At 44.4% G+C, this 25,998-nt stretch carries 18 protein-coding genes; 2 read left to right on the forward strand and 16 right to left on the reverse strand.

Features of this window, described 5'->3' with window-relative positions; genetic code table 11:
- The first annotated feature begins 2 nt into the window (after window positions 1-2).
- The gene (locus NQ489_RS15575) at window positions 3-1,064 is read left to right on the forward strand and encodes a type IV pilus twitching motility protein PilT (RefSeq protein WP_044961855.1); all 1,062 of its coding nucleotides are present in this window, start codon (window positions 3-5) and stop codon (window positions 1,062-1,064) included.
- A gap of 171 nt (window positions 1,065-1,235) precedes the next feature.
- On the opposite strand, the gene NQ489_RS15580 is transcribed toward NQ489_RS15575, so the two are convergent.
- The 10 genes from NQ489_RS15580 to NQ489_RS15625 all read right to left on the reverse strand — a co-directional run bounded on the left by NQ489_RS15580 (window position 1,236) and on the right by NQ489_RS15625 (window position 14,172).
- Window positions 1,236-1,736 (reverse strand): COG2426 family protein, encoded by a 501-nt coding sequence (locus NQ489_RS15580; RefSeq protein ID WP_021652100.1) that lies wholly within the window; start codon window positions 1,734-1,736, stop codon window positions 1,236-1,238.
- A gap of 16 nt (window positions 1,737-1,752) precedes the next feature.
- Window positions 1,753-2,811, reverse strand: coding sequence for a histidinol-phosphate transaminase (gene hisC, locus NQ489_RS15585; RefSeq protein WP_021652099.1), 1,059 nt, complete (start codon window positions 2,809-2,811; stop codon window positions 1,753-1,755).
- Between the two features lie 178 nt (window positions 2,812-2,989).
- Complete coding sequence (locus NQ489_RS15590; protein ID WP_015526165.1) at window positions 2,990-4,165, reverse strand: NAD(P)-dependent malic enzyme; 1,176 nt, start codon at window positions 4,163-4,165, stop codon at window positions 2,990-2,992.
- Between the two features lie 56 nt (window positions 4,166-4,221).
- Window positions 4,222-5,352, reverse strand: coding sequence for an Ldh family oxidoreductase (locus NQ489_RS15595; RefSeq protein WP_021652098.1), 1,131 nt, complete (start codon window positions 5,350-5,352; stop codon window positions 4,222-4,224).
- Window positions 5,353-5,710: 358 nt separating this feature from the next.
- The gene (locus tag NQ489_RS15600; protein WP_021652097.1) at window positions 5,711-6,445 is read right to left on the reverse strand and encodes a FadR/GntR family transcriptional regulator; all 735 of its coding nucleotides are present in this window, start codon (window positions 6,443-6,445) and stop codon (window positions 5,711-5,713) included.
- A 252-nt stretch (window positions 6,446-6,697) separates the two neighbouring features.
- Entirely contained in the window at window positions 6,698-8,299 is a 1,602-nt protein-coding gene (locus tag NQ489_RS15605; protein WP_021652095.1) for an ATP-binding protein, read from the reverse strand.
- Between the two features lie 154 nt (window positions 8,300-8,453).
- Complete coding sequence (locus NQ489_RS15610; protein WP_021652094.1) at window positions 8,454-10,913, reverse strand: glycoside hydrolase family 3 protein; 2,460 nt, start codon at window positions 10,911-10,913, stop codon at window positions 8,454-8,456.
- A gap of 20 nt (window positions 10,914-10,933) precedes the next feature.
- Window positions 10,934-11,779, reverse strand: a complete 846-nt coding sequence (locus NQ489_RS15615; protein WP_044961860.1) for a carbohydrate ABC transporter permease — start codon at window positions 11,777-11,779, stop codon at window positions 10,934-10,936.
- On the reverse strand, window positions 11,779-12,732 hold the full coding sequence (locus NQ489_RS15620; RefSeq protein WP_021652092.1) for a carbohydrate ABC transporter permease: 954 nt from the start codon (window positions 12,730-12,732) through the stop codon (window positions 11,779-11,781). Before NQ489_RS15620 ends, NQ489_RS15615 begins: the two co-directional genes overlap by 1 nt.
- 72 nt (window positions 12,733-12,804) lie before the next feature.
- Window positions 12,805-14,172, reverse strand: coding sequence for an ABC transporter substrate-binding protein (locus NQ489_RS15625; RefSeq protein ID WP_015526173.1), 1,368 nt, complete (start codon window positions 14,170-14,172; stop codon window positions 12,805-12,807).
- A gap of 173 nt (window positions 14,173-14,345) precedes the next feature.
- On the opposite strand from NQ489_RS15625, the gene NQ489_RS15630 reads away from it, so the two are divergent.
- A complete protein-coding gene (locus tag NQ489_RS15630; protein WP_021652091.1) occupies window positions 14,346-15,086 on the forward strand; it encodes an AraC family transcriptional regulator in 741 nt (246 codons plus the stop codon).
- 137 nt (window positions 15,087-15,223) lie between these two features.
- Here the strand turns inward: NQ489_RS15630 and NQ489_RS15635 are convergent, their stop codons facing one another.
- The 6 genes from NQ489_RS15635 to NQ489_RS15660 form a co-directional block, all read right to left on the reverse strand.
- A complete protein-coding gene (locus NQ489_RS15635; protein WP_044961853.1) occupies window positions 15,224-17,923 on the reverse strand; it encodes a GH36-type glycosyl hydrolase domain-containing protein in 2,700 nt (899 codons plus the stop codon).
- A gap of 96 nt (window positions 17,924-18,019) precedes the next feature.
- A complete protein-coding gene (locus NQ489_RS15640; RefSeq protein ID WP_015526176.1) occupies window positions 18,020-20,434 on the reverse strand; it encodes a GH36-type glycosyl hydrolase domain-containing protein in 2,415 nt (804 codons plus the stop codon).
- A 145-nt stretch (window positions 20,435-20,579) separates the two neighbouring features.
- Window positions 20,580-21,932 (reverse strand): vWA domain-containing protein, encoded by a 1,353-nt coding sequence (locus tag NQ489_RS15645; RefSeq protein ID WP_021652089.1) that lies wholly within the window; start codon window positions 21,930-21,932, stop codon window positions 20,580-20,582.
- Entirely contained in the window at window positions 21,929-22,939 is a 1,011-nt protein-coding gene (locus NQ489_RS15650) for a leucine-rich repeat protein (RefSeq protein ID WP_021652088.1), read from the reverse strand. The genes NQ489_RS15645 and NQ489_RS15650 overlap by 4 nt, the downstream gene beginning before the upstream one ends.
- Window positions 22,940-23,127: 188 nt before the next feature.
- Window positions 23,128-24,537 (reverse strand): serine hydrolase domain-containing protein, encoded by a 1,410-nt coding sequence (locus tag NQ489_RS15655; RefSeq protein WP_021652087.1) that lies wholly within the window; start codon window positions 24,535-24,537, stop codon window positions 23,128-23,130.
- Window positions 24,530-25,909 carry an APC family permease gene (locus tag NQ489_RS15660; RefSeq protein WP_021652086.1) on the reverse strand — a complete coding sequence of 460 codons (1,380 nt, stop codon included), beginning with the start codon at window positions 25,907-25,909 and terminating at the stop codon, window positions 24,530-24,532. Before NQ489_RS15660 ends, NQ489_RS15655 begins: the two co-directional genes overlap by 8 nt.
- Window positions 25,910-25,998: the final 89 nt, after the last annotated feature.

Raw genomic sequence — 25,998 nt, forward strand, 5'->3', positions numbered from 1 at the left:
CTATGGATACCCCTATTCCTGAATTTTTAGCAGAAGCTGCCAACCGGCGTGTCTCTGATATCTTTATCATCGCAGGCCGCCCCCTGGCAGAAAAGATCGACGGTCATCTTTTGGACCGTGGTGACAGGCTGATGCCTGATCAGACAGAAAATTTACTCCGCACCATTTACGGCCTTGCGGAAAACCGCGATATATCCCGTCTTATGGAAACCGGTGATGATGACTTTTCTTTTTCCATTCCCGGTGTTTCTAGATTTCGTGTCAATGCCTACAAGCAGCGTGGTTCCCTGGCTGCCGTGATCCGCGTGATCGCCTTCCGGCTGCCGGATCCTGCAGAGCTTTCCATTCCCGAGGATGTGATGAACATCTCCGAATATACCCGTGGCATGGTCCTTGTTACCGGTTCTGCTGGAAGCGGTAAATCCACCACCATGGCCTGTCTGATCGACAGGATCAACCATACCCGGGAAGGCCACATCATCACTCTGGAGGATCCTCTGGAATATCTCCACCGCCATGATCGCTGTATCGTCAGCCAGCGCGAGATCTGTACCGACACCGAAAGCTATCTAACTTCTCTTCGTGCCACACTACGCCAGAGCCCGGATGTGATTCTTCTTGGAGAGATGCGTGATCATGAAACCATCCAGACTGCCATGACCGCAGCGGAAACCGGACATCTGGTTCTTTCCAGCCTGCATACCCTGGGCGCAGCCAATACCATTGAACGTATCATGGATGTATTTGAACCTTCCCAGCAGCGTCAGATCGCCATTCAGCTTTCCATGGTCCTCCAGGCCGTGATCTCCCAGCAGCTGATCCCGGATGTGGACGGACGCAACATTCCTGTTTTCGAGATCATGCGCCTGACTCCTGCCATCCGCAATATGATCCGCGACAATAAAGTACACCAGATCGAAGGCGTGATCTCCACATCCGGTCAGGAGCAGATGCGTTCTATGGACCAGAGCCTTCTGGAATTATATAAAAAAGGCCGTATCACCAGGGATACAGCTCTGAAATACGCTTTAAACGCGGACATGCTGAAGCGCAGACTTATGTAAGGATCTTCTCGGTATACCTCTGCCTGATATGTAAAAACACATAAAAAATCCCTTACCGATCTCTGATATGTTTCCGGAATACAGAACACATATCATTTTACAGATCCGGTAAAGGATTTCTTTATTTTCAATCCGATTTCGATCAAAAAGACATTCCTTCTCTGCGATCGATCAATGCACTACATTTCCTACAATTCCATAAGAAACAATATACATAATGACACTTGCCATAAAAAGTCCGCACAGGATCGCAATGGAGGATTTTTTGATATCCACCTCAAGAAGAGAGGCGATCAGTGCACCTGTCCAGGCTCCTGTGCCCGGAAGAGGGATTCCCACAAACAGCAAAAGTCCCAGAAATTCATATCTCTTGATCTGGTCACTCTTTCCCATAGCTCTGTTTTCCAGCTTTGTGATCAGACCTCTGAACGTCTTTGTTTTTTTCATCCATTTAAAGATCTGCCGGATAAAAAGCAGGATAAACGGAATCGGAATAATATTTCCCACGATACAGATCGGCAGTGCCTTCGCAGCCGATATCTTCAGCAAAGAAGCTGCCAGAAGGCCGCCTCGAAGCTCCAGTATCGGGATCATAGAAATGATGAACACAGCTCCCTCGGGAGAGATAAACTGTGCAAGGTGGTGTGAAAACCATTGTACCAGTACTTCCATAGTACCTCCTTAATTGTTATTTCTGCAGATATTCCGTCAGGAATTCTACCAACTTTTTCATCTCCTCATCGGTACCGATGGTGATACGGAGATGATTGTCGATCCTGTCCTTCGGGAAATATCTTACATAGATATGTTTCTCTCTCAGTGCTGCGAAAAGCTCTTTGGCCGGACAGCTCTCATGTGTGGCAAAGATAAAGTTGGCTCTGGAATCCTGGAAGGAAAATCCAAGCTTCCTGAGCTCTGCCTTTGTCCACTCTCTTGTTGTAATGATCTTATGGCAGCATTCCTCAAAATATGCCTTATCCTCCATAGATGCCACACCAGCCGCGATGGTAGTACGATCCATGGTATAGGAGTTAAAGGAATATTTCACATCATTGAGATATTTGATCAGCTCCGGATTTCCGAAGGCATATCCGATACGCATTCCTGCCAGGGATCTGGACTTGGAGAAGGTCTGCACAACAAGCAGATTATCATATTTTTCGATCAGCGGCAGTGCGGATGCTGCTCCGAAATCCACGTACGCCTCATCTACGATCACGATACTCTCCGGATTCTTTGCCACGATCTCCTCGATCTCGGAAAGAGGCATTTCCACGCCGGTCGGTGCATTGGGGTTAGGGAATACGATTCCGCCGTTTTCACGGAAATAATCTTCCTTACGGATATGGAACTCCTCATCTAATGCCGGACGCTCATATGGGATCCTTAAAAGATCTGCCCATACATCATAGAAAGAATAAGTAATGTCCGGGAACAGGATCGGTTTCTCTGAATTAAAAAATGTGAGAAAACACATAGCCAGTACGTCATCGGAACCAACGCCTGTAAATACCTGCTCGTCCTTCAGGCCGTAGAACGCGGCAATACTGTGTACCAGGTCTCCTGCTGTCGGATCCGGATAAAGTCTCAGGGTATCGGCATCAAGGGCCTTCAGCGCCTTCTCCACACCCGGAGCCGGTGAATATGGATTCTCGTTTGTATTCAGTTTGATCATGCCTCTCTCATTTGGCTGTTCGCCAGGAGTATACGGCACTACTTTTCGTATATTAGCTTCCCATGGTTTCATGCTGTGCTTAACCTCCTATCATATTCTTTTGCTATTGTACTCACTGCGAGGACATTTGTCAAAGGGTAATACCACCTGCCTGGAAAACAAAAGACACCCGTACCGGGTTACAGAGTACGGGTGTCTGATATATTCTTCTTAATGAAGGGCTGTTTTGGTTCGTATCAGGCGCTTAAGATCAGATACGTGCTACGCCTGTTGCTTTTGCTGCCTCTGCTACTGCTTTTGCGACAGCCGGTCCGACTCTCTTGTCGAATGCCTTCGGAATGATATACTCCGGAGAAAGCTCCTCATCTGTGATCAGATCTGCAAGAGCCTTGGAAGCTGCGATCTTCATCTCATCGTTGATATCACTTGCTCTTACATCAAATGCACCACGGAAGATTCCAGGGAATGCAAGAACGTTGTTGATCTGGTTCGGGAAGTCACTTCTTCCTGTAGAGATAACCTTTGCTCCGCCTGCTTTTGCGTCATCCGGGAAGATCTCCGGTGTCGGGTTTGCGCATGCGAAGATGATGGCATCTTTGTTCATGGTCTTAACCATCTCTGTTGTAACTGCTCCAGGAGCGGAAACACCGATAAATACATCCGCGCCAACCAGCATCTCTGCAAGAGATCCCTGTTTCTTCTGAAGGTTTGTGAGCTTGCTCATCTCTTCCTTAACCGGGTTCATTCCTTCTGTACGTCCCTCATAGATGGCACCCTTTCTATCGCAGAGTGTAACATCCTTGAAGCCTGCTTTCAGAAGAAGTCTGCAGATAGAGATAGCAGCTGCACCTGCACCGTTCATAACGATACGAACATCCTCTTTCTTCTTTCCGACAACCTTCAGAGCGTTTGTCAGACCTGCAAGTGTGATAACTGCAGTTCCGTGCTGATCATCGTGGAAGATCGGAATATCACATTTCTCTTTCAGTTTTTTCTCGATCTCAAAGCATCTCGGAGCGGAGATATCCTCAAGGTTAACACCACCGAAGGATCCGGAGATCATGTAAATAGTATTTACGATCTCGTCTACATCATGGCTCTTAATGCAAAGCGGGAATGCATCTACATCGCCGAATGCCTTGAACAGTACACATTTACCTTCCATTACAGGCATACCGGCTTCCGGTCCGATGTCACCAAGACCAAGAACTGCGGAACCGTCTGTTACAACAAGACACATATTCCATCTTCTTGTAAGCTCGTAGGATTTATTGATATCTTTCTGGATCTCAAGGCAAGGCTGAGCTACACCTGGTGTATATGCAAGAGAAAGGTCGTCTTTATTCTCAACCGGCACTCTTGTAACAACCTCGATCTTACCTTTCCAATCTCCGTGCAGTCTTAATGACTCTTTTGCATAATCCATTTTCTTTTCCTCCTTGGATAATTATGATATATTTCATTTCAAAAGGATTACCTGAATTAATAATTACCATTGAAGAATTTACTGTCCTTCGGAAGCTCATAGCCTTCAAAATAAGAGCCAAAATCAAGCTTCAGATAACTGCAGAGATCAGCAAGCTCTACCATGGTATTGTCGTTGACCGGAATGCCATTCTCTTTTCTGTCTTTTTCAGCAGCTACCTCTTTCTCGCCGTGTGTATAGATCCTGTCCTGACCGTCTGCCTTCGGACTCTCCCGAAGTGCCTCAAGATATTCTGAAAAATGCTTGCGGATCGCATCCGGATCTCCGAATGCCGCCGGGTTGATCGCCATAAATCCATGGCAGATACCGGTCTTATCCGGGAATGTACAGCATTTATCGGAGGTAACGCCCATGGAAAGAATAGAGCTGAACAGCTCACAGAGCATTCCATAGCCATATCCCTTATGGCTTCCGCTGACTTCCTCGTTTCCACCAAGAGGCATGATTCCGCCGCCCTTCTTGGCTACGATGTTTGCAAGTACATCCGGTGCATTATTGCTGGCATGACCGTTTTTGTCAAGTGCCCAGCCATCCGGAAGAGGCTTGCCCATCTTATTATACATTTCCAGTTTACCTCTGGTTACAACTGTTGTGGAACAGTCAAAGAAAAACGGATACGGGTCTGCAGGCATAGCGACTGCGATCGGGTTGGAGCCCAACATAGCCTTTCTTCCAAAAGTCGGTACCATGATCGCCTCGGAGTTGGTACATGCCATTCCAAGAAGGCCTTCATGGCAGGCCATGTTCGCATAATATCCTGCAATACCGAAATGGTTGGAATTTCGTACACTTACGATTCCCACACCAGTTGTCTTTGCCTTCTCAATTGCCTTTTCCATGGCAAAATGGCTGATCAGCTGGCCCATTCCATTATGTCCGTCTATCACAGCAGAAATCGGTGTCTCAAAAACAACTTCCGGTTTCGCCTGGGGATGAATAGTCCCCTTCTCGATTCCTTTATGGTAACGAACCATTCTCTGCATTCCGTGGCTCTCGATCCCATACAGATCAGCAGTCAGAAGAACATCTTTAATGATGCTTCCTTCTTCCTCAGAAAAGCCAAACGCTTTAAAAACGTCTCCGCAGAAATGGTTCAGTGTGTCATAACTCCATTTTACATATCCCATAATCGCAAGTCCTTTCTCCTGATATTTCCGGCAGGTTACCGCCCACGCTGTGGCCTGCTACATATTTTATATGATACTGCAGGGGGTACAGTAACCTTCATCCTGTGCTGTCTCGTCTTATGCTGTCCTGCCTCATGCTATCTTACCTTACGCTGTCTAGTCTCATGCTGTCCCAACTTACGCTGTCTCATCTTATGCTGTCTCGTCATGAAGCCTTCAGGATGCTGCCATAATATCAAACTTTTTTGGTATTACCAATACAGTCCCTATTATAGCACGCGGTCTTACCAAAATCAATAGTGGTCTTACCAGATTAACGGGATTTTTACTGAAATTTTATTTAATTTTTTCAGGTGGATCAGCGATGAAATACAAGGCTGTTCTCCCCCTGCTGCTGCGCAATCTCCAGTATATATTTCTCAATGGTTTCCATATGTTCGCGCATCAGCTTCTCCGCCTGGTTCCGGTCTCCGGAAATAATGGCTTCCACCAGTCTTCTGTGCTGGTCATCCACCTCAAGAGCGGAATTATGTTTCTGCATAATATAAGCTCGGGTACCGGAAATAATCTCCTCTGTCAGCTGCGCTGCCGCATCCAGAACATTATAGATCATAGGATTCCCTGCGATCCTGCCAATCTTCGTATGAAGCTTCTTATCAAGACCTGCACGGGCTTTCTCGTCCTCTGAGCTCTCCAGCTGTGCCAGGATGGAACGCAGATCTAATGCATCCTTCTCCGTACAATTCCCGGCTGCAAGAAGCGCAGCCTCCTGCTCCAGCGCAGAACGAAGTTCCTGTACCTGCTGTACATGGCTGTTATTCAGCTGAAAAAGAAGGGCCAGTGGTGCAGAAAGCCACTGATCCATATTCTCGGTAATATAGTTGGCTCCGCCGCGGACCGTTGTGACAATTCCCATCAGCTCCAGTGCCCGCAGGACTTCACGGACAGCAGGTCTGGAAACTCCCAGTGATTCTGCCATAACACGTTCCGCAGGTAAAGTGTCCCCCGGCTTCAGTTCTCCCCGCCGGATATTTTCTATGATCTGCGCTAATATTCCGTCAAATGCTCGTTCTTCTGTAATCTTTGTAAACATGTCGTCCGTTTCGGCCGCCTTCCTTTATTATTGTGTTGCCTTCCTTTACATAAAAATCCCGGAATATAGACAAGTGGATATTTACCATTCTCAGTCATCATGCAGTTCTGCACCAGATGATCGCTCTGCAGCCATTCAGCCAGTCTGTGCATTTTGACTATTTGCCCTCTCTATTTTCCGGACTTTTATAGTAAATATTATACGATAATTCCCCAATTTAATCAATAGTAAATAATAAATTGGTAAGACATATTATTTTATTCCATTATTGAGAATGTTTTCCACTTCCTCCATCTGGCCCAGAAGCATTTTCTGGCGGTCGTCAAAAAGAAGACCTTTATTATGCCTGTAATACTGGTCAGAACCGTTCTCCCGAATGAACCAGAGACTATAATAGTTGGCATTCAGTTCTGTGATAAATGCCACCATTTCCTGGCTGTCCCCAAAAGCAGCTTCCATGAAGTCGAAGACGTTCTGAAGAGTAAGAGATATTTCGTCGGTTCGGTTTTCGTAGGCTTCGGTTTCGGATTCAAAGAGGACTTTCACAAACTCATAGTTCCTGTTTGACGATGGATCTTTCGATTCTGCTGCAGCACTTCTGCCTCCTGCCGGATATGAGCCTGATCTGGTTTTATCTGATCCGGTTGATTTCGATCCAATTGATCCCGAGGTTGATTTCGATCCGGACGCATTTTCAAAAAATGACACAACACGTTTCTGTATACGCTCCTGCTGTTTTGTAAGAAGCTCACTCTTTTTGTCCTTTTCAAGATCCGCCTCTGCTTTTTCCATGAGATTTTTTGCTGTGAGGCTGTCCTGATCTTCTCTGAAGTACACCATATAATCATACAGTTTCGTGAGGTAGGCATCGGTAAGATAGCATTCTGTAAAAAGCTCGCTGAGCTTTCCGTTGAGAAGGCTTACAATGCTCAAATGCTCGTCCAGAGAGGCTGTGCGGATCTTACCCAGAGTAATGGGATCCCACTTTCCTTTCAGGATGTCCTCCACTTTATAGTCCGTTCTGTACTTATAATAAAGAGCCAGATAGCCTGCAAAATCCTTCGCGATCATCCTGTGCTGAATGTACTGACTGACCACCTCACGGTCTACGGTTTTTCCAAGGATCTCATAAACCTGGATCAGACGGGAAAGATCCTCCCAGCCTCTGGCTGTGGCAAAGATCTTTCCGTCTACGGTATTCTCCACCCTGTAGAAATTTTTTCTGCAAAGCTCCAGATAAGAAATCACTGCCGGATGAATTCCCTGCTGATAGGCGTATTCCTTCCATACATCAAAGTCTGCCTCCACATCGATCTTCTTGATACGGTCCAGAGTGACCACATCGAATTCCCGGACGGATTTGTTATATTCTGGCGGGTTGCCTGCTGTGACGATCACCCAGCCTTCCGGCACCTTCTGGTTTCCGAAGGTTTTTCCCTGAAGGAACTGCAGCATCATCGGTGCCAGTGTCTCGGATACACAGTTGATCTCATCAATAAACAGGATTCCCTCTCTCAGGCCTGTTTTTTCCATCTTATCGTAAACGGACGAAATGATCTCACTCATGGTATATTCTGTGACAGAAAATTCTTCCTCACCGTAATTCTTTTTTACAATAAAAGGAAGTCCCACAGCACTCTGCCTGGTGTGGTGGGTAATGGTATAGGAAACAAGAGCAATCCCGCATTCCCTTGCTATCTGTTCCATAATCTGTGTCTTTCCGATTCCCGGAGGGCCCATAAGAAGGATCGGTCTCTGTCGGATCGCCGGGATCCGGTACTCACCGAATTCGTCCTTTGAAAGATATGCTTCTATGGAATCTCTGATCTCCTGCTTTGCTCGTTTTATGTTCATGGTATTCTCCTTTTCACGGCATATAAAAAACTGCCTGCAGGATTCTCCGCCTAAAACGGGTTGCCTTGCGCGACATCTACAAAAAATATGCCTGAATCCAATGATAAATCGAAAATTGAATTCAGGCAAGTTTTTCACTACTATATAATTTTTTTTATTCTGCTGTCAGTGTGTGTATCAGGTTCAGAATACGTCCCGCAGACATTCTGACAACTTCTTCCGAAAGCTTTCCGTCTTCAAAAGCTTTTCGGATATTTTCTGCATCGGCTGCATTACCAGGCATGATAATATCATTTCCTGCTGTCACGCATTTCCACGGAATACTTCCATCTTCCGGAACCGTTGTATTCCAGTCTGACATGATCACACCGTCAAATCCCCATTCTTTTCGGGCAATGGCTGTACAGAGATCAACACTGTTTGCAGCATGGACACCATTCAGTAAATTATAGGAAGACATGATTGCCACTGGTCTGCTTTCTTTAACTGCAATCTCAAAACCACGCAGGTAAATTTCCCTCAGGGCACGTTCTGATACCTGTGCATCTACGCCCATACGATTATCTTCCTGATTGTTGCAGGCAAAATGCTTAACGGTAACACCGCAGCCAGGTCTGCTCTGCACTCCTTTTGTCATGGCTGCTGCCATGGTTCCGGAAAGCAGCGGATCTTCGGAATAATACTCAAAATTTCTGCCGCACAGAGGGTTTCTCTGAATATTAAGACCAGGTGCTAGCCAGAGATCTATGTGGAATTCTTCCATTTCTTCTGCCACCGCTATTCCAACTTTTTCCACAAGGGCAGTATCCCAGGTCTGAGCCAGTGCAGTTCCAACCGGAAATGCCGTACAGAACTGATAATATCTGTCTGCGTTTTCGTGAATCTCATCTGTTCTCAGGTATCCGTTTTCCAGAGATCCAAGGACACCGATTCCATATACTGTGTCTGTTTCTCTGTCTACTTCATAATTCTGCTGAAGTCTCAGTCCTGCCGGCCCATCGGCCATGATCAGTGGGAAAACGCCATATTGCTCATAAAGAGCAGCCGTAGTCTCACCGGCAGAACCAGGAACACGGATTCCTGCCGCCCCCAGATTACTGGAGATTCCAGCAATATTCCCATAAAACAGCGGGAGCAGATCCTTTGCAGGAATCTTATTTTCCGGTTGGCAGGTGCATTCTGTTCTCTTCTCTGGTTCAGGATAATAGATATATCTTCCAATCTTCTCATTCTCTGCCTTCTCTTTCCATTTCAGAGTTCTGGCAGAAAGATTCTGGCGGTCATAAACTTCTTCAGTAATATCAGTCTGATTCTCAAGGATATTCGTTTTATCCAGGATCACACTCTCCGGCACTTCAAGCATTGCAGCCAGCGTAAGCGATGCAATGCTGTTTCCGACCCAGACAGCATAATAACCTTTTTCAGCAATCCAGGCATGCTGCTCTTCGGAAAAATATGCCAGTGTCTTTCTGTCGATCCCGATTTTCAGCAGTTCTTTTTCCCCCGGCTTCAGAAGTTTTGTTTTTGCAAAGCCAGCCAGCCGACGGTATTCCTTCCCTGATTCATCCTGTGGAAGAGACACATAGACCTGCACGACCTCTTTTCCCGAAAAAGTTTCTCCTGTATTCGTTACCTCTGCTTCAACTTCAACGCCATCCCCTGATGTTTTCATCCCATGGAAGCGTATCTGCATTTCTGTGTAAGAAAGTCCATATCCAAACGGAAACAGCGGTTTTACACCAAAAGTATCAAAATAACGATATCCTGTATAAATTCCTTCCTTGTACTCTTCTCTTTCAAGCTTGCCATTAAGATAGCTGTATTCCTCTGCACACGGATAATCCTCATACCTTCTGGCCCATGTTGCAGTCAGCTTGCCGCCTGGAGTTACCTTTCCCAGAAGGACATTGGCGAGGGCAAGTCCGCCTCTTTGTCCAAGCTGGGAAATATTCAGGACAGCACAGATATTTTCTGTTTCTTCCAGAATATCTGTCAGTTCTACCGGACCGCCGGAATTCAGGATAAGTACTATAGGAATCTTCTGTGCATCAAGGAACCGGATATCCTCCTGCTCCCGTCTGCTCAGATAATAATCTCCCTCGACCCTGCGCCTATCCTTTCCCTCACCGGAAATCCTGCTTACCACATAGATTGCTGTCTGGGCATCGACAGTATCTTCTGCTGTGACTGCACGGCCTTCCGGCATTGCAAAGGGATTTTCCGCATAGGCATCAAAAGGATTTTCCACAAACTTTGCTTCTTCCAGTATTTTTTCTTTCCATGCCCTGCGTGCTTCTGCGTATATTGACTCATAATTGGCCAGCCATTTCTCGCTTACGATCTGAATACCGTTTTCTTTCAATCCCTGATAAATAGAAATGTTACTTCTGTTATTCACATCACCGGAACCTGTTCCGCCTTTCACTGTCTTTCCCGCACCGGCGCCGTATAAACCTATTTTCGTGGAAATATTCAGAGGGAGTGTTTTTTTATCATTTTTCAGCAGTACAATACCCTCCTCTGCTACTTTTTCCGAAAGAAGACCGTTTCGTATTTCACGGTCTGACATGCTGTGTTTCTTTGTTCCGCTGTGTTTCCATTTCTTAACTGTCATATCTTACCTGCTACCTTTTGTTATTCTTTTACGCCTCCAAGTGTCACTCCTGCGATGATAAACTTGGAAAGAAGGAGATATACGATAATGATCGGCACAATGGCAACTGTGATCATCATGTAAATCTTACCCATATCAAAATTCATATAATCTGCTCCACGAAGTGTTGCAATCAGGATTGGAACAGTCATCTTGCTTTTAGACTGGATAACCAGAGCAGGAACGAAATAATTGTTCCAGGAGCCTACAAATGTAAAAATCGCCTGTACAGCGATTGCCGGCTTCATGATTGGCAGGACAATACTGTTGAAAGTACGGAATTCTCCGGAGCCGTCAATTCTGGCTGCTTCTACCAGCGACATCGGCAGTGAGGACTGCAGATAGCTGTACATAAAATAGAATACGGCCGGTGACGCAACAGACGGAATGATCAACGGAAGCAGGGAATCATATAATCCCATCTTTGTGATCAGACGAAGGAAGCCCATTGCAGTTACCTGTGTCGGCATGACGAGGATCGCCATGATAAATGTAAACGCTACATTCCTTGCCTTGAAATCATAGGCATAAAGACCATATGCTGTCAGTGAGGAAAAATATGTACATAATACTGCACTGCATCCGGACACGATAATACTGTTAAGAATTCCCCTGAACATCGGAAAGCTTCCGTCATTTGCAACATTCATCAGGTTTTTCCAGAAATATTTTCCAGGAAGAGCAGAAAATCCCTTCTGAAGCTCTGCATGAGAATGAGACGCATTCACGATCAGTACATAAAAGAAAAAGAGACACATAAAGGAAAGAATAATAAGTACCACATGTGCCACGATACTTCTGATCCTGCTGGCTGTCTTATCTTTCATCATTTTGTTTTTCTCCTTTCTGCTCTTGCTCTCTTTTTCGCTGCTTTCTTAGATCCGTCCGGATCATTGTCGTTAGTCATACGATATACAAAGAAGCAGAGGATTGCACTGATAATAAACAGGTATACAGACAATGCTCCGGCCATACCATAATTCTTGCTCTTCAGATGGCTGTTCAGGAACATAATCAGTGTCATGGATGTTCTGTCCGGATTACCCTGTCCGTTTGTGAGGATCTGCGGTACATCAAACATCTGAAGGCCACCGATGATGGAAGTGATCAGAGTATAGGAAAGAATCGGACGAATCAGTGGAAGCGTAATATAGAAGAAACGCTGAATGCTGTTGCATCCGTCCAGATCCGATGCTTCAAAAACATCCATACTGATTCCCATTACTGCTGCCATCAGCATGATGGTCGTGTTTCCGAACCACATCAGGAAATTCATGAAACCTACCAATGATCTTGTTCCCAGAACAGAGCCCAGAAAATCAATCGGTTCCTTTATCCAGCCCAGTGAACACAAAATGGAGTTTACAGGTCCGTTTGTGGAAAACATGGTAAAAAACAGAAGTGCAAATGCTGATGCCATGATCAGGTTCGGCAGATAAATTACAACCTTAAAAAACTGCTTGCCATGAAGCTTCAGCCTGGCATCAGTAAACCAGCATGCAAGCACCAGTGCAACAACGATCTGCGGAACAAATCCGATCACCCAAAGGATCAGTGTATTCAGTCCGTATTTCAGCATGTCAGAATGCAGAAGACTGACATAATTGGCAAGTCCTATAAAATTAGGACCAATCTGCTTGATTCCAGAACGGAAATATTCAAAAAAGCTGTATCTCACTGTATCAAACAGCGGAATCAGCGAAAAGATAAAATAGATCACAAAAAACGGAAGAATAAATATGTATCCCCATTTTCCGTAATTAACGCTCTTTTTCTTCATAATGCTCTTCCTTTCCAGCAAACTGCAGGATCCAAAGATCCTGCAGCATCAACAATTATCCTCATGTGGTATTTATTCCGGCCACTGGATCTCTGTGATCTCCGGATAACGCTCCTGAATAGCTGTCTCAAAGTTGGCTTTTGCTTTGTCAAAGTCTACTTTACCCTGGAAGTAATCACTGAAAGCGTTCTGGATCAGCTCTACACAACCCTGGTCATATGCGGAAAGCGGTGCGATCTTGATATTCTCTGCAACCGGTGCAAAATACTCAAACGGGTTCTGTCCACCAAGGAAATCAGATGCGAAATCTGCATTTGTAGCTGCATCTTTCATACCGGATTTTGTATTTGTAAAATCAGAGTATTCTTTGGAAATCTTAAGAAGATTATCCTGATTTCCCGTCATTGCCAGGATAATATCTTTGACATGTTCCGGATTATCTGTTCCTGTTGCAGCCTGAATGTAAGAGCCACCCCAGTTGTATTCCTGCGGAGGATTTGTAACAGCCCAGTCACCTTCTGCTCCATCCCAGTTTGGTTTCAGAGTAAAGTCGATACCCCATGCCGGGAAGAGGAATGCGAATACCTTGGACTCAGAACTCATTGCCTTGTTCCAGTCATCGTTCCACTGACCTTTTACAGTTTTGTTAAGATAACCTGCATCCAGCCACTCTTTGGAATCTTTTACCCAGTCCATGATCTTTGAATCTACTTTGATCACAGAATCACCGGACTCTACCCACGGATTCTCAATGCTGTTTCCATATAAACGAAAAGTGTCTGCATAAGAAGCAAATGTATAATATCCTTTTTCTTTCAGCTGAGCTGCTGTTTCTTTAGCTGTATCCCAGTCTTTCATCTTCTCGCCAACTTCTTTCGGGTCATCAGTACCGAAAACATCTTTCGCAATGTCACGACGATATACAAGGACACCCGGGCAGCACTGCCATGTGGCGCCTCTCTGTACTCCATCCGCATCAGAAGCTGTTGTTTTCGTGAAATCATACTGATCTGCAAGATCCTTGTCCGGATCAATGCCAAGATCAGTAAGAGGCATTGCAACATCTGCATCTTTGTCTGTATATTTGAACACATAATCTGTCTCAGAAAGGAACATGTCTACCTTATCATCTGCACTTGCATCAGCCTGGTTGAGAAGTGCCTCATCCAGTTTCTGCTGATATACGCCATCCTGGTTCGGATTTACGATCCAGTGGATCTCTGTACCATCTTTCAGTTTTGTAACTGTACCATCTTTGGAAGTGGACTCTACTTCCGGATAAATAGCTTCCAGTCTCTGACGGAACTCATCATTCCAGGAATAAATATTGATCACTTTTCCCTCATCCGATCCTTTTGCAGATACACAGCTTACATTTGCTGCCATCATTCCACAAACCATTGCTGCTGCAAGGATCATAGATACCGCTCTTTTTTTCATAGTATAAATCCTCCTTTTTCTGTAGCATCCCCGATGCTTTACCTTTGATGATGAAAATATACCATTTTTTTATCTGCGATTATATTATTAATCTTAACAAAATGTCAGATTCATGTCATAATATAAAAAAACAACACATTCCTTAAACATCAACATATAAGGAGGATATCAATATGTCCATTTCCCAAGACTGGATTACTAATGAGCTGAAAGATACAGAACCGGAAGCTCTTCATCGCTCTCCCTCTGTGGAATATTCTTTTTACAATGCCGTAAGAGCCGGTGATATGGAAGCTGTAAACAAAAACTGCGAGGAAGACTCTTTTCTTCATCTGAAGGGAACCGGTATCCTCTCCAAAAATCCTCTGACCAACCTGAAGTATCATTTCGTTGTCACTACTGCCATGCTCACCCGTTACTGTATTGACGGTGGACTGGAGCCTGAACAGGCATATCGTCTCAGCGATTTTTACATTCTGAAAATGGATTCCTGCACCACTGTACGCCAGATTGCAGATCTGCATCATATTATGGCCAGAGATTTTACCGGAAAAATGATCCTCCAGAAAAAAAGCTCTATTCTTTCCAGACCGGTCATGCAATGTGTGGACTATATTTACGGTCACATTAAAGAGCGTATCACCATTCAGGATCTGTCAGAACATACCGGACTCTCTCCCAGTTATCTGTCCAGAGTATTCAAACAGAATCTTGGAGTATCCATAAGTGATTACATCCGCGAGAAAAAAATCGAAAAAGCCACTCACCTGCTCCGATACTCTGATAAAGCAGTAGTTGATATCGCCAATTATCTGAATTTCTCTTCACAGAGTCATTTTATCCAGATCTTTGAAAACTTCACCGGCCTTACCCCAAAGAAGTACCGTGACAAATATTACAAATCCATGTGGTAAACATCCTTATTATTATGGCTGATATTTTTTATCAGCATCAAAAACGACATCCCGCAGCTTTTTACAACTGTGGGATGCCGTTTTCCTATTGATACTTCTGTTTCTGTAATTTAACAATTATGTATAACCGATTTCTGTTACATCAGTTCCACTTTGATCCTGTGTGTTTCTTTTACAGAAAGCTTTTCGAGCAGTTCCCGATCTATACGTACACAGGTACTCTGTTTGTTTTTCATTTCCTTTTCATCACACCATACTGTTTTTATTTTATATTCTGAAGGAAGTTTTTTCTCCGGATTGCAGATACAGATCTCCAGCTTTCTTCCGGCAAATTCCATAGTAAGAGATGCCTGTCCATTCTCATTATACTGCTCCGGCATCAGTGCCGGCGCGATCACCAGATCTCCAAGATCTCCTCTGACGCCAAATACCTCTGTGATCATAGTCAGCATATACCAGCTTGCAGCACCGGTAAGATATGCATACAATCCTCTTCCCTGATTATCAAAATATTCCGGAATTCCAGGATACATCCTGCTGTTCTCAAAATCCATGGCAGCGTCCAGAAGCGTTTCCAGAACCTTATGTCCTTCTTTTGCATAGCCGTTTTTATACAGTGCATTGCCATACATAACAGCCATATGGGAAAATACCGCTCCGTTTTCCTTTTCTCCATAAGCAAACCCGAACATTCTTCCCAGATCAAATTTTTCTTCATGGAAATTGGTATTCAGACGATATCCTCCTGCCTGACGGTCAAAAAGATATTTATCCACACTTTTACAGATAGACTCAATCTGATCTTTCTGTGCGGTTTTACTCATGATCGCAAATACCTGACTGGTAAGCATCATACGTACCTGGCTGCTTTCTGCCCTTTCCACAGGACGTTTATGATCATCATAATATCCGTTGAACCAGCCGTTTTCTCCGTCTTTTACCCATTCTCTTCTGCGGATGTTTTCCATCATCCAATCTGCCTTTTCATCCAGATTCCGGCTAAGCTGGTCCAGACGGATCACAATAGTATTTCCGCTGATATCATGTGCACATTTTTCTGTGTACTGTCTCAGAATCTGCTGCTTTTTCTCCGGGCTTTCATAAAGCTCACGGTCTCCGGTAAACAGGATTTCCATTTCTTCCGCAACTTCAATCCTGTCAAACATTTCCTTTTCCTGAAGTTTTCTCAGATATTCTGCGATGTTCTTCATATTTCCAGCATATGCACAGGTAAATGCCACACTCTCACCATTTTCCCATGCCATATCCATGGCATCGTTCCAGTCTGCCCCGTGAAGTTTCATCTCGTTGTGCTCTCCTACATCATAAAAAGCACAGAGATTTTCCAGCAAAATGTGTTCCAGAACCGTTCCGTAATAAACCTCACCGGATTCTGTTTTCTGATTTTCTCCATAGGCACTGCTCCATTTTTCATCATGCGCAGTTCCTCTTTTTGTCTGAAGATCCTTGAAATATGGAATCTTCTCAAAAAGGACATTCATATCCCCGGTCTGATCCATATAAAGCTTCGTTGTCACAAATGGCCAGAAAGCATGATCCATCCACACGCGGGCAATGTTGTTGCGGTCTGCGATAAATTCCCCCTGTCTGTTTCCGATGATCGTGGCATTGGTTCCATCGATGCGTACTCCACCGTAATTATCGACGATCATCTGACGTACAACAGAAGGCTCCATGATCAGAAGTGCCAGACAGTCCTGCCAGAGATCACGCCAGCCTCTTCCACCTTTTCCATAATCATGATACGGGAGGAATGAACAACCGTAAATTCTTCTTAATATCGGCTGGAAACAGATCCATTTCAGATAATTATCTCTGTCCTCATCACCTGTCTCAAAAGAAACATTCACTTTTTCTGTCCAGTGTTTTTTTACATGTTCAAATTCTCTTGCAACCTGTTTTTCAGTTCTGTAAAACCGTGCAGTCTCCTCCGGCAGCTGATTTTTTTCAGATATTCCCGCTGTCACAACATATACAGCTGTTTCATGTGGTCTCAGAACCCTGGATGCAAAACGAATACCACCGACAGCTTCCTTTCCTTCAATTTCTGTCCCTGCCGGAACACCTTTTTTCTCTTCTCTGACCACCTCCGGAATCAGGAAAGAACCGCCTTCTCCGATAAACATTTCCACATCAGGATAAAAGCTTTCCGGTTCCGTTCCCTCGCCTTCAGATCCATATACAAAATATGCAGTATTATTCTTCTGATGACCTCTTTCATCAAAAGAAAGCACCGGTTTTACTTCAACACCGTACTCCGTTGTTCTTATCCTGTGCAAAAGGGAAGTCACATGCCTGTGATCTCTGAGATTGTCTGCACTTCTTCCATATACAGGTATTACAGCAACCGGTGTGATCTCCTGTTCTTCCTCTTCAATATTGGTAATCTTTACAAGATGGACCTCCGCATCACCTTTCACTGTCACAAAAGACAAAATCTCTGACTGAAGTCCGTATTTCTCAGAAGTTCTGTGCAGCTTCTGCCACATAAATCCGGCTTCCAGGCTGCTTTTATCCTGTTTATCAGTATATTTCTGAAATTCCTGTTCTGCCGAAACTCCGCATGCTGACCAGTAACCTTTTCCTTTTATCTTGCACCAGAAATTTCTGGTGTTTCGATTATTATGAAGATTCTCAATGCTTACCGGTTCCAGCAGAAAATGATTCTGATCCAGTTTGCTGTCTCCTCCCAGAGAAGGGGTGATCGCGGATTTCAATCCGTTTTCTCCGGCCAGAGGTATATATAAACCGCTGTAATTCTCCGGATTTTCTATGGAAAAGCTTCCATTTTTATCCTGAAATTTTATATATTTCATTCTGTGATCTCCTTCCTGCCAAAATAAAACGGTATTTATATTCCATTTTACTTTGTATTCATAAATGTGATCTCCTCGCAATTTATATCCATTATGTCATGACATATAGAATTCAATTTCTGTCTCACCGGTAAGTTTCTCCTGCGGAATATAATTACCCGGAAGTTCTTCTCCATTTACATAGAGTTTTTTACATCCGGCTTCCACATGTCCCGGATTCTTCACAGTGATATGGAGATGACATCCACGGAAATCCTTGCTTATCTCAAACTTCTCCCATTCTTTTGGAATCGATGGTGCTATACGTAAGCCATAGAAATCCGGACGCATGCCAAGAATTCCTTCTACACATCCTACCATCACAGTAGATGCTGTTCCTGTCAGCCAGTGCACATGAGATCGTCCGAAATTCGGGCTTGCTTTTCCTTCTGTAAACTGTCCATAGCAGTATGGCTCCAGCTGTCTGATCTCAGCCCTGTCATTCTGCGCTGCCGGAGCATTCTCCAGGAAATAATTAAATGCACGCTCACCATGTCCGCAAAGTGCTTCTGCCAGAATGAGCCATCCCTGTGACTGTGAAAAGATTCCCGCATTTTCCTTTGTTCCTGCATTGTAGATAACCGCAAGTGCTCCGTCGAAAGCATTTGCATGATATGGAGGATCCATAAGGATTGCACCGTATTCTGTATTCAATCTTTCATAAACCATTTGAAGAGCCAGATCTGCCTGCCGCTCTGTTGCAAGGCCGCTGATCACAGCCCAGCTCTGTGGATTCAGCCACATGTTTGCCTCCGGGTCAGTTCTCTTTCCGATAACCTCTCCCCGCTCCGTAAACCCACGGATAAAACGATCTTCATTCCAACAGAGTTCCTGGATCAATTTTCCAAGCTGCTCTTGTTTTTCTTCCAGGTATTTTATATATTTTTCATCTTTTTTGTATTTTGCAAACTCTTTCAGGATAGTCATTGCATAATAGAACTGTAATGCAACGAAAGTAGATTCCCCATCCTTTCCAAGTCTCAGACAATCATTCCAGTCTGCATAAAGTCCGGCCGGCATTCCATGTCTGCCAAGATGGTTCATGGAGAAGTCAATAGCTCTTTTCAGATGCTCGTATACAGTTCCTTCATCCTTGTTTGCAAACGGGATCACTTCATCGATGAATGCAAAATTTCCTGTCTCTGAAATATATTTGTATACAGTAGGGAACAGCCAGAGTGCATCATCTGCGCGGTATGCCGGATGACCGGTTTCCTGTACATAGGATGCATCATCCGGTGTATCCTCATGTCCCGGATTATGTGTGAATTTCACAAGTGGAAGACCGCCGCCGTTATCTACCTGTGCTGACAACATGAAACGGATCTTATCCAGTGCCATTTGGGGTGCAAGATGGATCACACCCTGGATATCCTGTACAGTATCACGGTATCCATATCCGTTACGAAGTCCGCAATAAGTAAAAGATGCTGCACGTGACCAGATAAATGTCATAAAACAGTTATATGCGTTCCATGTATTGATCATGGTATCGAATTCCGGACTTGGTGTTCTGATCTGAAAATGTGCAAGCTGTCCGTGCCAGTAACTGATCAGTTCTTCAAGCTCCACCGCGCATGTTTTTTCACAGTCTGCATAATGTGCTATAATCTCCGCTGCTTCATTATCCTCCTTCATTCCTGCCAGAAAAGCCATTTCCCGACTTTCTCCCGGTTCCAGAGTAATTACAGCTGAAAGAGCTCCACAGCTGTTTTCATTATAATTTCCCTCATTACATAATACACCAGCTTCAACCCCTGCTGGATTGTTGTATCCGTGATATCTTCCAAGGAATTTTTCCCTGTCACCACACCAGGAAGAAACCTTCTCTCCAGCCAGGCCGAAAAATCGGTTGAACACGTTCTTGTTATCAACCTCTTCCCCATCCTTAAGGCCGTCCAGATTCGCATGGATCATCTGACGTACACGATCTCCACAGAATACTGTTCTTGTAATATACTGGGAATACTGCAGATTCACCTGATCCTGTTCATAATTGCTGTTATTTGTAAACTCTGCATATCCAGTCACACTGATCTCACGTTTTCTGTCTGAGCAGTTGGTAACTTTCAGATTCCATACCTCGTAGGACTGCCCAAGCGGTACATAGTATCTCACCTCTGAATGTATCTCGCTGTAATCTGCCATCATTTTAGTATAGGCTGTGCCATGATGACATTCACTTTTATACTCACTGAGATCTTTGCCAACCGGCTGCCAGGATGCTGACCAATAATCTTTTGTGTCATTATCCCTGAGATAAATATATCTTCCCGGCTGATCAAACTGATTAAAAATATATCTCAGGATTCTGCCGTTCGCCCCGGATTTTGCAAAGCTGTATCCCCCTGCATTATTGGAAACGATTGCTCCGTATTCCGGCGATCCCAAATAATTCACCCACGGAGCAGGTGTGTCCGGCCTGGTAATCACATATTCCTTTTTTTCTTCATCAAAATACCCATATCTCATGCCATACAATCTCCTGTTCTGTATATTTTCCGTAACATTGTCTGCTGTTACCTATTTTCTACACTATAACTGATATGCAGATAGCAATATACAAAATAAAAGATTAAAATATCAGATTCATGACATAAGATATGGATATAATTCTTTACAATTCTTCCTCCGTGATCACCAGCTTCATGGCCCAGGCCGGGATATCCACATCCTCAGGCTCCTGCTCCATAAATACAAATGCTGTCCGGTATGGCGGCATCTTTGCCGGAAAAATACCGTAACCGTCTGTAAAATACACCAGTCCCTTCAGATTTTCAAACTCACGTTTTTCCATCAGCTCTTCCACATAAGCAAAAGCCGGACGGAAATCTGTACCTCCATCACCGTAAAGTTCCAGGCTGTCCATGTAATCCTGCAGTTCTTCTCTGCTGGTGATCTTCACATCCGAATGCACCTTCTCATCACACTGGATAATGTGTATATTTACCTTCTGGAAAAAATTCCCGCTGTCGCTTAAGATCCCATAGGTTTCCTCCAGAAATCTCTGTACCAGTTCTCCTGAACAGGACATGGAGGTATCGATCACCATGACAAATTCCGAAACTTTTTTCACTTCTCTGGTTTCCAGGGGTTCGATCAGCGGCATATTCCCGTAAAGGGAAAGCCCGTAGGTATAAAAATTATAATCAAAGCTGTCCGGATCTACAGTCAGTTCTTCCCGAAATACTGCAAACTTCCGCAGAAATTCCCGATAATCATATCGTTCCCGGTTCTCTATTTTCAGCTGATCCAGAAAATCTCCGTCCTGCGCTCCTGCCTCCCTGGAAAAGGTCTCCAGATCTGTCTCAATTCCTTCGCTGATATCTCCCCATTTTTTGCTCATCAGGGGATTGGGTTTCCGGTCGGGCTGCTGGTTTGCCCAGTATTTATGGTCGTCCACGTAGAACTCTTTTTCAAGCTGTGCCAGTTCTTTTTCCTTCAGAAATTCTTCTTTCAGAATCTTGTAGATTCTCTCTGCATTCAGCGTCTTCTTTTCCTTTTCCAGAAGACGGTAGGTTTCCCTCCGGAGAAGACTTCTGGAATATCGGACTGAGCGGTGGTAGATCCCGTCGATCATATGCTCCACTGCAATATCGCAGCTTAAATTCCACAAACGCTTCTCTATTCCCGGCTTCCCAAAGTGCCGGAAAATGCAGTGAAATACCATATGGAGATATCCTCGATTCACAAGAATCCTGTTTTCTTTATAAAGCCCGCCAAGCTGTGCCGGATGGAAGTACATCACAGCCCCGTCTGTTCCAAACGGACTGACCGAACCATCCATCTGATAAATAAAGCTGCTCAGCGCCACATCCAGAAAACGCATGCCAAGATACAGCTCGTCTCTTGCCGCCCGGAGGATGTTGCTGCCGATGTCCTGGAGACGCTGGGCTGCCTCCTGGGAATTGGATCCCTGACCGGGCAGGAAGTTATTTTTATTGTTTTCAGTTGTTTCTATATCACTCATAACTGAAACTTCTTTCTCCTTTTAACAGGCCGCCCATCATTTTCTGTCTCCCCGGCAACCTTCTGCTCTTCCTTCTGCATCCGGCTGCGTTCATTCATCAGAAATGCGGAAATCTCCATATCCTTCTTCCCGGACGCCACATCAATACTATGTTCCAGGCCCTCTCTGTTCCAGAGTTTTTCCCGAGAAAGCAGCTCCAGACCATTTAAGCTTCCGCTTTCCACCAGAAATTCCCCGATATCCTTAAGATTTCCCCGGATATAATCCTCATACTGCTTCTTCGCCTTTTCACTGAGCTGCCACGGATAACGAAGCCGCCCAAAGCTCATATCAACCAGAACCTCCAACTTATCCATTACCACTGCCATATCAAACAGGCTGTCATACTCTGCGAAATCCAGTTCTTTGCTGTAGAAGCATTGCCGGTAATTGGTCCCTGAGCCATGATACTCCGTAAACAGAATTCTCGCAGGCGTATTCTCCACCGCCTCATCATAATGCTCCGGAAAAACCATATGCGCACGTTTTCCACCTGCCTCACCATTTTCATACAAAAAATCCACATCGATCTTCTGCCACAGCTCACCGAGGATCTCCTTTGCACAGGACTTGAGCCCTTTTTTCTGATGGATCACAAGCTCCTTCAGCCCGCTGCAGCCCGTAAACGCCCCGGTTCCCACCTGCATCAGCGTATCCGAAAATTCCAGCCGTTCCAGTTTTTTGCATCCATAAAAAATATATCTTCCGATTTCCTTCAGTGTATCGGGAAAAACGATCTCCTGCACTTCCTCCCCGGCAAGAAGTCTCTCTTCTCCGAACGAAATTACATCTTCGCTCTCCCAGGTTTCTGCATCTTCTTCTCCATCCTTATGTGCAGAAAACGCATACGGCGCCGCACTGACTACCGGAAGACCATTGATCTCTTCCGGCAGCACGATCCGGTCATCGGTACCATAACACCGAACGATCTCTATTGCATTATTTTTAATTCTGTAATGTATTTTCATCGTACACTTTCTTCCCTATGTCACAATAATAAAAATTTCTGTTTCCTATTGTAGACTTATTCCAAACAAAAAACAACCCATCGGACCACTGATGGCAAGTCAGTATCCTGCGGGTTGTTCGTTTCTTTTATCATAAGGTTGGAGGAATTGCTATATTTTTATCGGTCTATACTTTGAGTTTTTTCTCTTCAGGATTTAAAGTTTCCTGTAAACTTCCATACCATATCCGGCTGTTCCGGAAGATAGGTAACGTTAGGTCTCCAGGTCGCGATCACGGTATCTTTAGAATTGACCCAGAAGGAATACTCTTCCCTGTAGGAAGTGTTGAGCAGTCCCACAGACAGATATAACGTTTCCTGATCCATTCCATAAGCAATGCTGTGATATCTCTTTGTAAAATCATCCGGATAAAGATCGTTCTGTTTCCAGCTCTTAAATCCTGCATAAGCAATCTTTTTCTCACCCTGGACTATCATTTCCAGACGCAGTTTACATCCTTCCGGAATGATCTTTGCACTTTCAATGTTTCTCGGATTTTCTGTAAAAATAATCTCCCGGTTAAATAATCCACTGAGTTCTTTTTCCGCAGTTTTCAGTCTGCCTTCCGGCTGTGGCAGAGAAAGGCTTTTTATTTTTGCTTTCAGATATTTCTCTCCTTCTTCCCGTTTTTCTTCCGGGCAAGGTATGGAAACTGCTTCCTTCATATATTTAAGGCAGATATCTGCCGCAAGATATTCTCTCGCACCTGCGGTAATACCAATGGCAACCGGAAGTTCCCGGAAGCACACCAAATACTGTCCAAATGCTCCTTCTGCCGCAAAGATCTCTTTTCCTGCTTTGATGTGATATGCATAATGAGTCAGTGCTTTTTTCTCATCTCCGGGAATTACGACTCTTGACTGTCCCATCTCTTCGATCCACCACTGTGGCACCAGCTGCTCACCCTTCCAGTTTCCTTTCTGGAGAAGGAGCTGTGCCAGTGTGGAAATCTGATCTGCGGTCAGATACATGCCCCAGCCGCCAGTATTATGTCCCTCAGGACTTGTAAGCCAGTTGATCTTTCCAAAACCAAGTTTGTCAAAAACACGTTTCTGCATAATGGACAGACAGTTTTCACCCATAACTTTGGTCACGATCCTGGAAAGTGTATAGCTGCATCCGGAATCATAATGAAAAACTTTTCCGATATCTTCTTTCAGCTTAGGCTGTCCAAGCCAGTTCTTCTCCCAGTCTTTTTCCAGTCTGGAAAACCATACATTATTACAGCATTCCGGGGAACCGGCCTGCATGGTAAGAAGATCATATACGGTAATATTTTCCAGGGCTTCATCATATTCATCCGGAAGATCTTCTCTCACATAATCCAGAAATTTATCCTCCAGATGAAGTTTTCCCTCATCCACCGCAAATCCAACACAGATACTTGTTCCGATCTTTGATAAAGAATGCAGCATCTGCGGCTCTTCCATTGAGAAAGGTGCCCAAGCTCCTTCAACAACCTTTTCTCCTTTATACCGTACAGAAATACTGTGTAATTCTACGGTGTTCTCAAGTTCCTCAAGCATTTTTGCCAGCTTGAACGGATTTAATTCATTCATTTTTTTCCTCCTCTGCAGGCTGCCATATGGATGTCTCGATACGGATTCCACCTTTTCTGGTGAGATATACACCAATCAGGATCAATGCAACCATAACTATAACAGCAGATACTGCATATACAAGTTTAATACTGAAAATTCCTTTTATAAAAATAATCGTGTAAATGATGATACTGATGGTACAGAATACGTAAAGTCCTGCACTGGAAAGGTGAAATTTGTTCTTCTTCCAGGTATCCGGATATTTCTTCGGAAGACGTGAAATTGCATACACAACTGTAACATTCATAAAAAATGTGATCACCTGGAAAATATTTGTGATCGTCACGATACTCATATCAAAAATGATCGGAAGCAACACTACGATCAGTGTGTAGGTATAGATCAGGTACGGTGCTCCGAAACGGTTTTCCTTCAGAATTCCTTTCGGCAGCCATCCATCCTTGGCAGCCTGAGCGATCGGATATCGTACATCATTAAATACACCATTCAAAGTAGTGATGATTGCCATGATCGGTCCGCCGATCATAAAAAGTTTATACACAATACCAGGAAGGATCTCCTGTGCTGCCGGAAGGATTGTTTCCACACCTGCAACCTCATCGTGAGGAAGCACCCCACCTGTAACCATCGCAAGGCCCACATAAATAAAAAGCAGACATGGCACGCAGGACATTGCCGCAAACGGAACATCTTTCGTTGCTCTTTTCGCGTCTTTACCATACCACAGAACATTGTAGTAACCATTTGCGGAATTGATAAGAAGAAGTGCCGCCAGCATAAAGCCTTTAAAGCCGCCGGTAAACATCTTATCTCCTGAAAAATTAAAGATCGGCTGTCTGATCTGTGTAAGTCCGAAAACAACATACAGAACCATTGTGATCAGAAGAACCGTTGATAATATCTTGCTTACCTTTGCAAAAATATCCATTCCCAGAAGATTCAGAACAAACAGGATAACAACACCTGCGATTGCCAGTGCTTTCACTGTAATTCCCGGGAGGAGATTATTCAAATACAATCCCAGTGCCAACGCAAAAGAACTGTTGAGGATCGGCGTTACCAGTTTCGTATAAGCTACCAGACCTCCGGTGCTGACTCCGGAAAGGTTCGTTACGATGGAATACGGGCCTCCTGCCACGCGCATGGTCCCACCAAGAATAATATACGGAAAAACCATAAAGAATCCCATGACAATCGCTGTCAGATAAGCAAGCCATACAGAATAACCGGTATAAGCCATTGCCGGTCCGATCAGAGTTACCATTCCGGAGCCGATTACCATTCCTACTGCGATCGCAAAAAGATCACTACGCTCAAGTATACCCGGTTTCGGTTCCGGCTTGTTCACAATTATGTTCTTGTCGTTCATTTCATTGCGCCTTTCTTTACTTTTTTACTTTTTATTTTTTATTTTTTATATTGTATACATAAAGAATAGTGAAAAACGCCGTAACTGTC

Source organism: Blautia sp. KLE_1732_HM_1032, from assembly GCF_025147905.1.
GTDB classification, from domain to species: Bacteria; Bacillota; Clostridia; order Lachnospirales; family Lachnospiraceae; genus Blautia_A; species Blautia_A fusiformis.

What these genes read in the sequence shown, in the direction of transcription:
- NQ489_RS15575 (WP_044961855.1), top strand. Translation starts at nt 3, where the DNA reads ATGGATACCCCTATTCCTGAATTTTTAGCAGAAGCTGCCAACCGGCGT.
- NQ489_RS15580 (WP_021652100.1), bottom strand. Translation starts at nt 1,736, where the DNA reads ATGGAAGTACTGGTACAATGGTTTTCACACCACCTTGCACAGTTTATC.
- hisC (WP_021652099.1), bottom strand. Translation starts at nt 2,811, where the DNA reads ATGAAACCATGGGAAGCTAATATACGAAAAGTAGTGCCGTATACTCCT.
- NQ489_RS15590 (WP_015526165.1), bottom strand. Translation starts at nt 4,165, where the DNA reads ATGGATTATGCAAAAGAGTCATTAAGACTGCACGGAGATTGGAAAGGT.
- NQ489_RS15595 (WP_021652098.1), bottom strand. Translation starts at nt 5,352, where the DNA reads ATGGGATATGTAAAATGGAGTTATGACACACTGAACCATTTCTGCGGA.
- NQ489_RS15600 (WP_021652097.1), bottom strand. Translation starts at nt 6,445, where the DNA reads ATGTTTACAAAGATTACAGAAGAACGAGCATTTGACGGAATATTAGCG.
- NQ489_RS15605 (WP_021652095.1), bottom strand. Translation starts at nt 8,299, where the DNA reads ATGAACATAAAACGAGCAAAGCAGGAGATCAGAGATTCCATAGAAGCA.
- NQ489_RS15610 (WP_021652094.1), bottom strand. Translation starts at nt 10,913, where the DNA reads ATGACAGTTAAGAAATGGAAACACAGCGGAACAAAGAAACACAGCATG.
- NQ489_RS15615 (WP_044961860.1), bottom strand. Translation starts at nt 11,779, where the DNA reads ATGAAAGATAAGACAGCCAGCAGGATCAGAAGTATCGTGGCACATGTG.
- NQ489_RS15620 (WP_021652092.1), bottom strand. Translation starts at nt 12,732, where the DNA reads ATGAAGAAAAAGAGCGTTAATTACGGAAAATGGGGATACATATTTATT.
- NQ489_RS15625 (WP_015526173.1), bottom strand. Translation starts at nt 14,172, where the DNA reads ATGAAAAAAAGAGCGGTATCTATGATCCTTGCAGCAGCAATGGTTTGT.
- NQ489_RS15630 (WP_021652091.1), top strand. Translation starts at nt 14,346, where the DNA reads ATGTCCATTTCCCAAGACTGGATTACTAATGAGCTGAAAGATACAGAA.
- NQ489_RS15635 (WP_044961853.1), bottom strand. Translation starts at nt 17,923, where the DNA reads ATGAAATATATAAAATTTCAGGATAAAAATGGAAGCTTTTCCATAGAA.
- NQ489_RS15640 (WP_015526176.1), bottom strand. Translation starts at nt 20,434, where the DNA reads ATGAGATATGGGTATTTTGATGAAGAAAAAAAGGAATATGTGATTACC.
- NQ489_RS15645 (WP_021652089.1), bottom strand. Translation starts at nt 21,932, where the DNA reads ATGAGTGATATAGAAACAACTGAAAACAATAAAAATAACTTCCTGCCC.
- NQ489_RS15650 (WP_021652088.1), bottom strand. Translation starts at nt 22,939, where the DNA reads ATGAAAATACATTACAGAATTAAAAATAATGCAATAGAGATCGTTCGG.
- NQ489_RS15655 (WP_021652087.1), bottom strand. Translation starts at nt 24,537, where the DNA reads ATGAATGAATTAAATCCGTTCAAGCTGGCAAAAATGCTTGAGGAACTT.
- NQ489_RS15660 (WP_021652086.1), bottom strand. Translation starts at nt 25,909, where the DNA reads ATGAACGACAAGAACATAATTGTGAACAAGCCGGAACCGAAACCGGGT.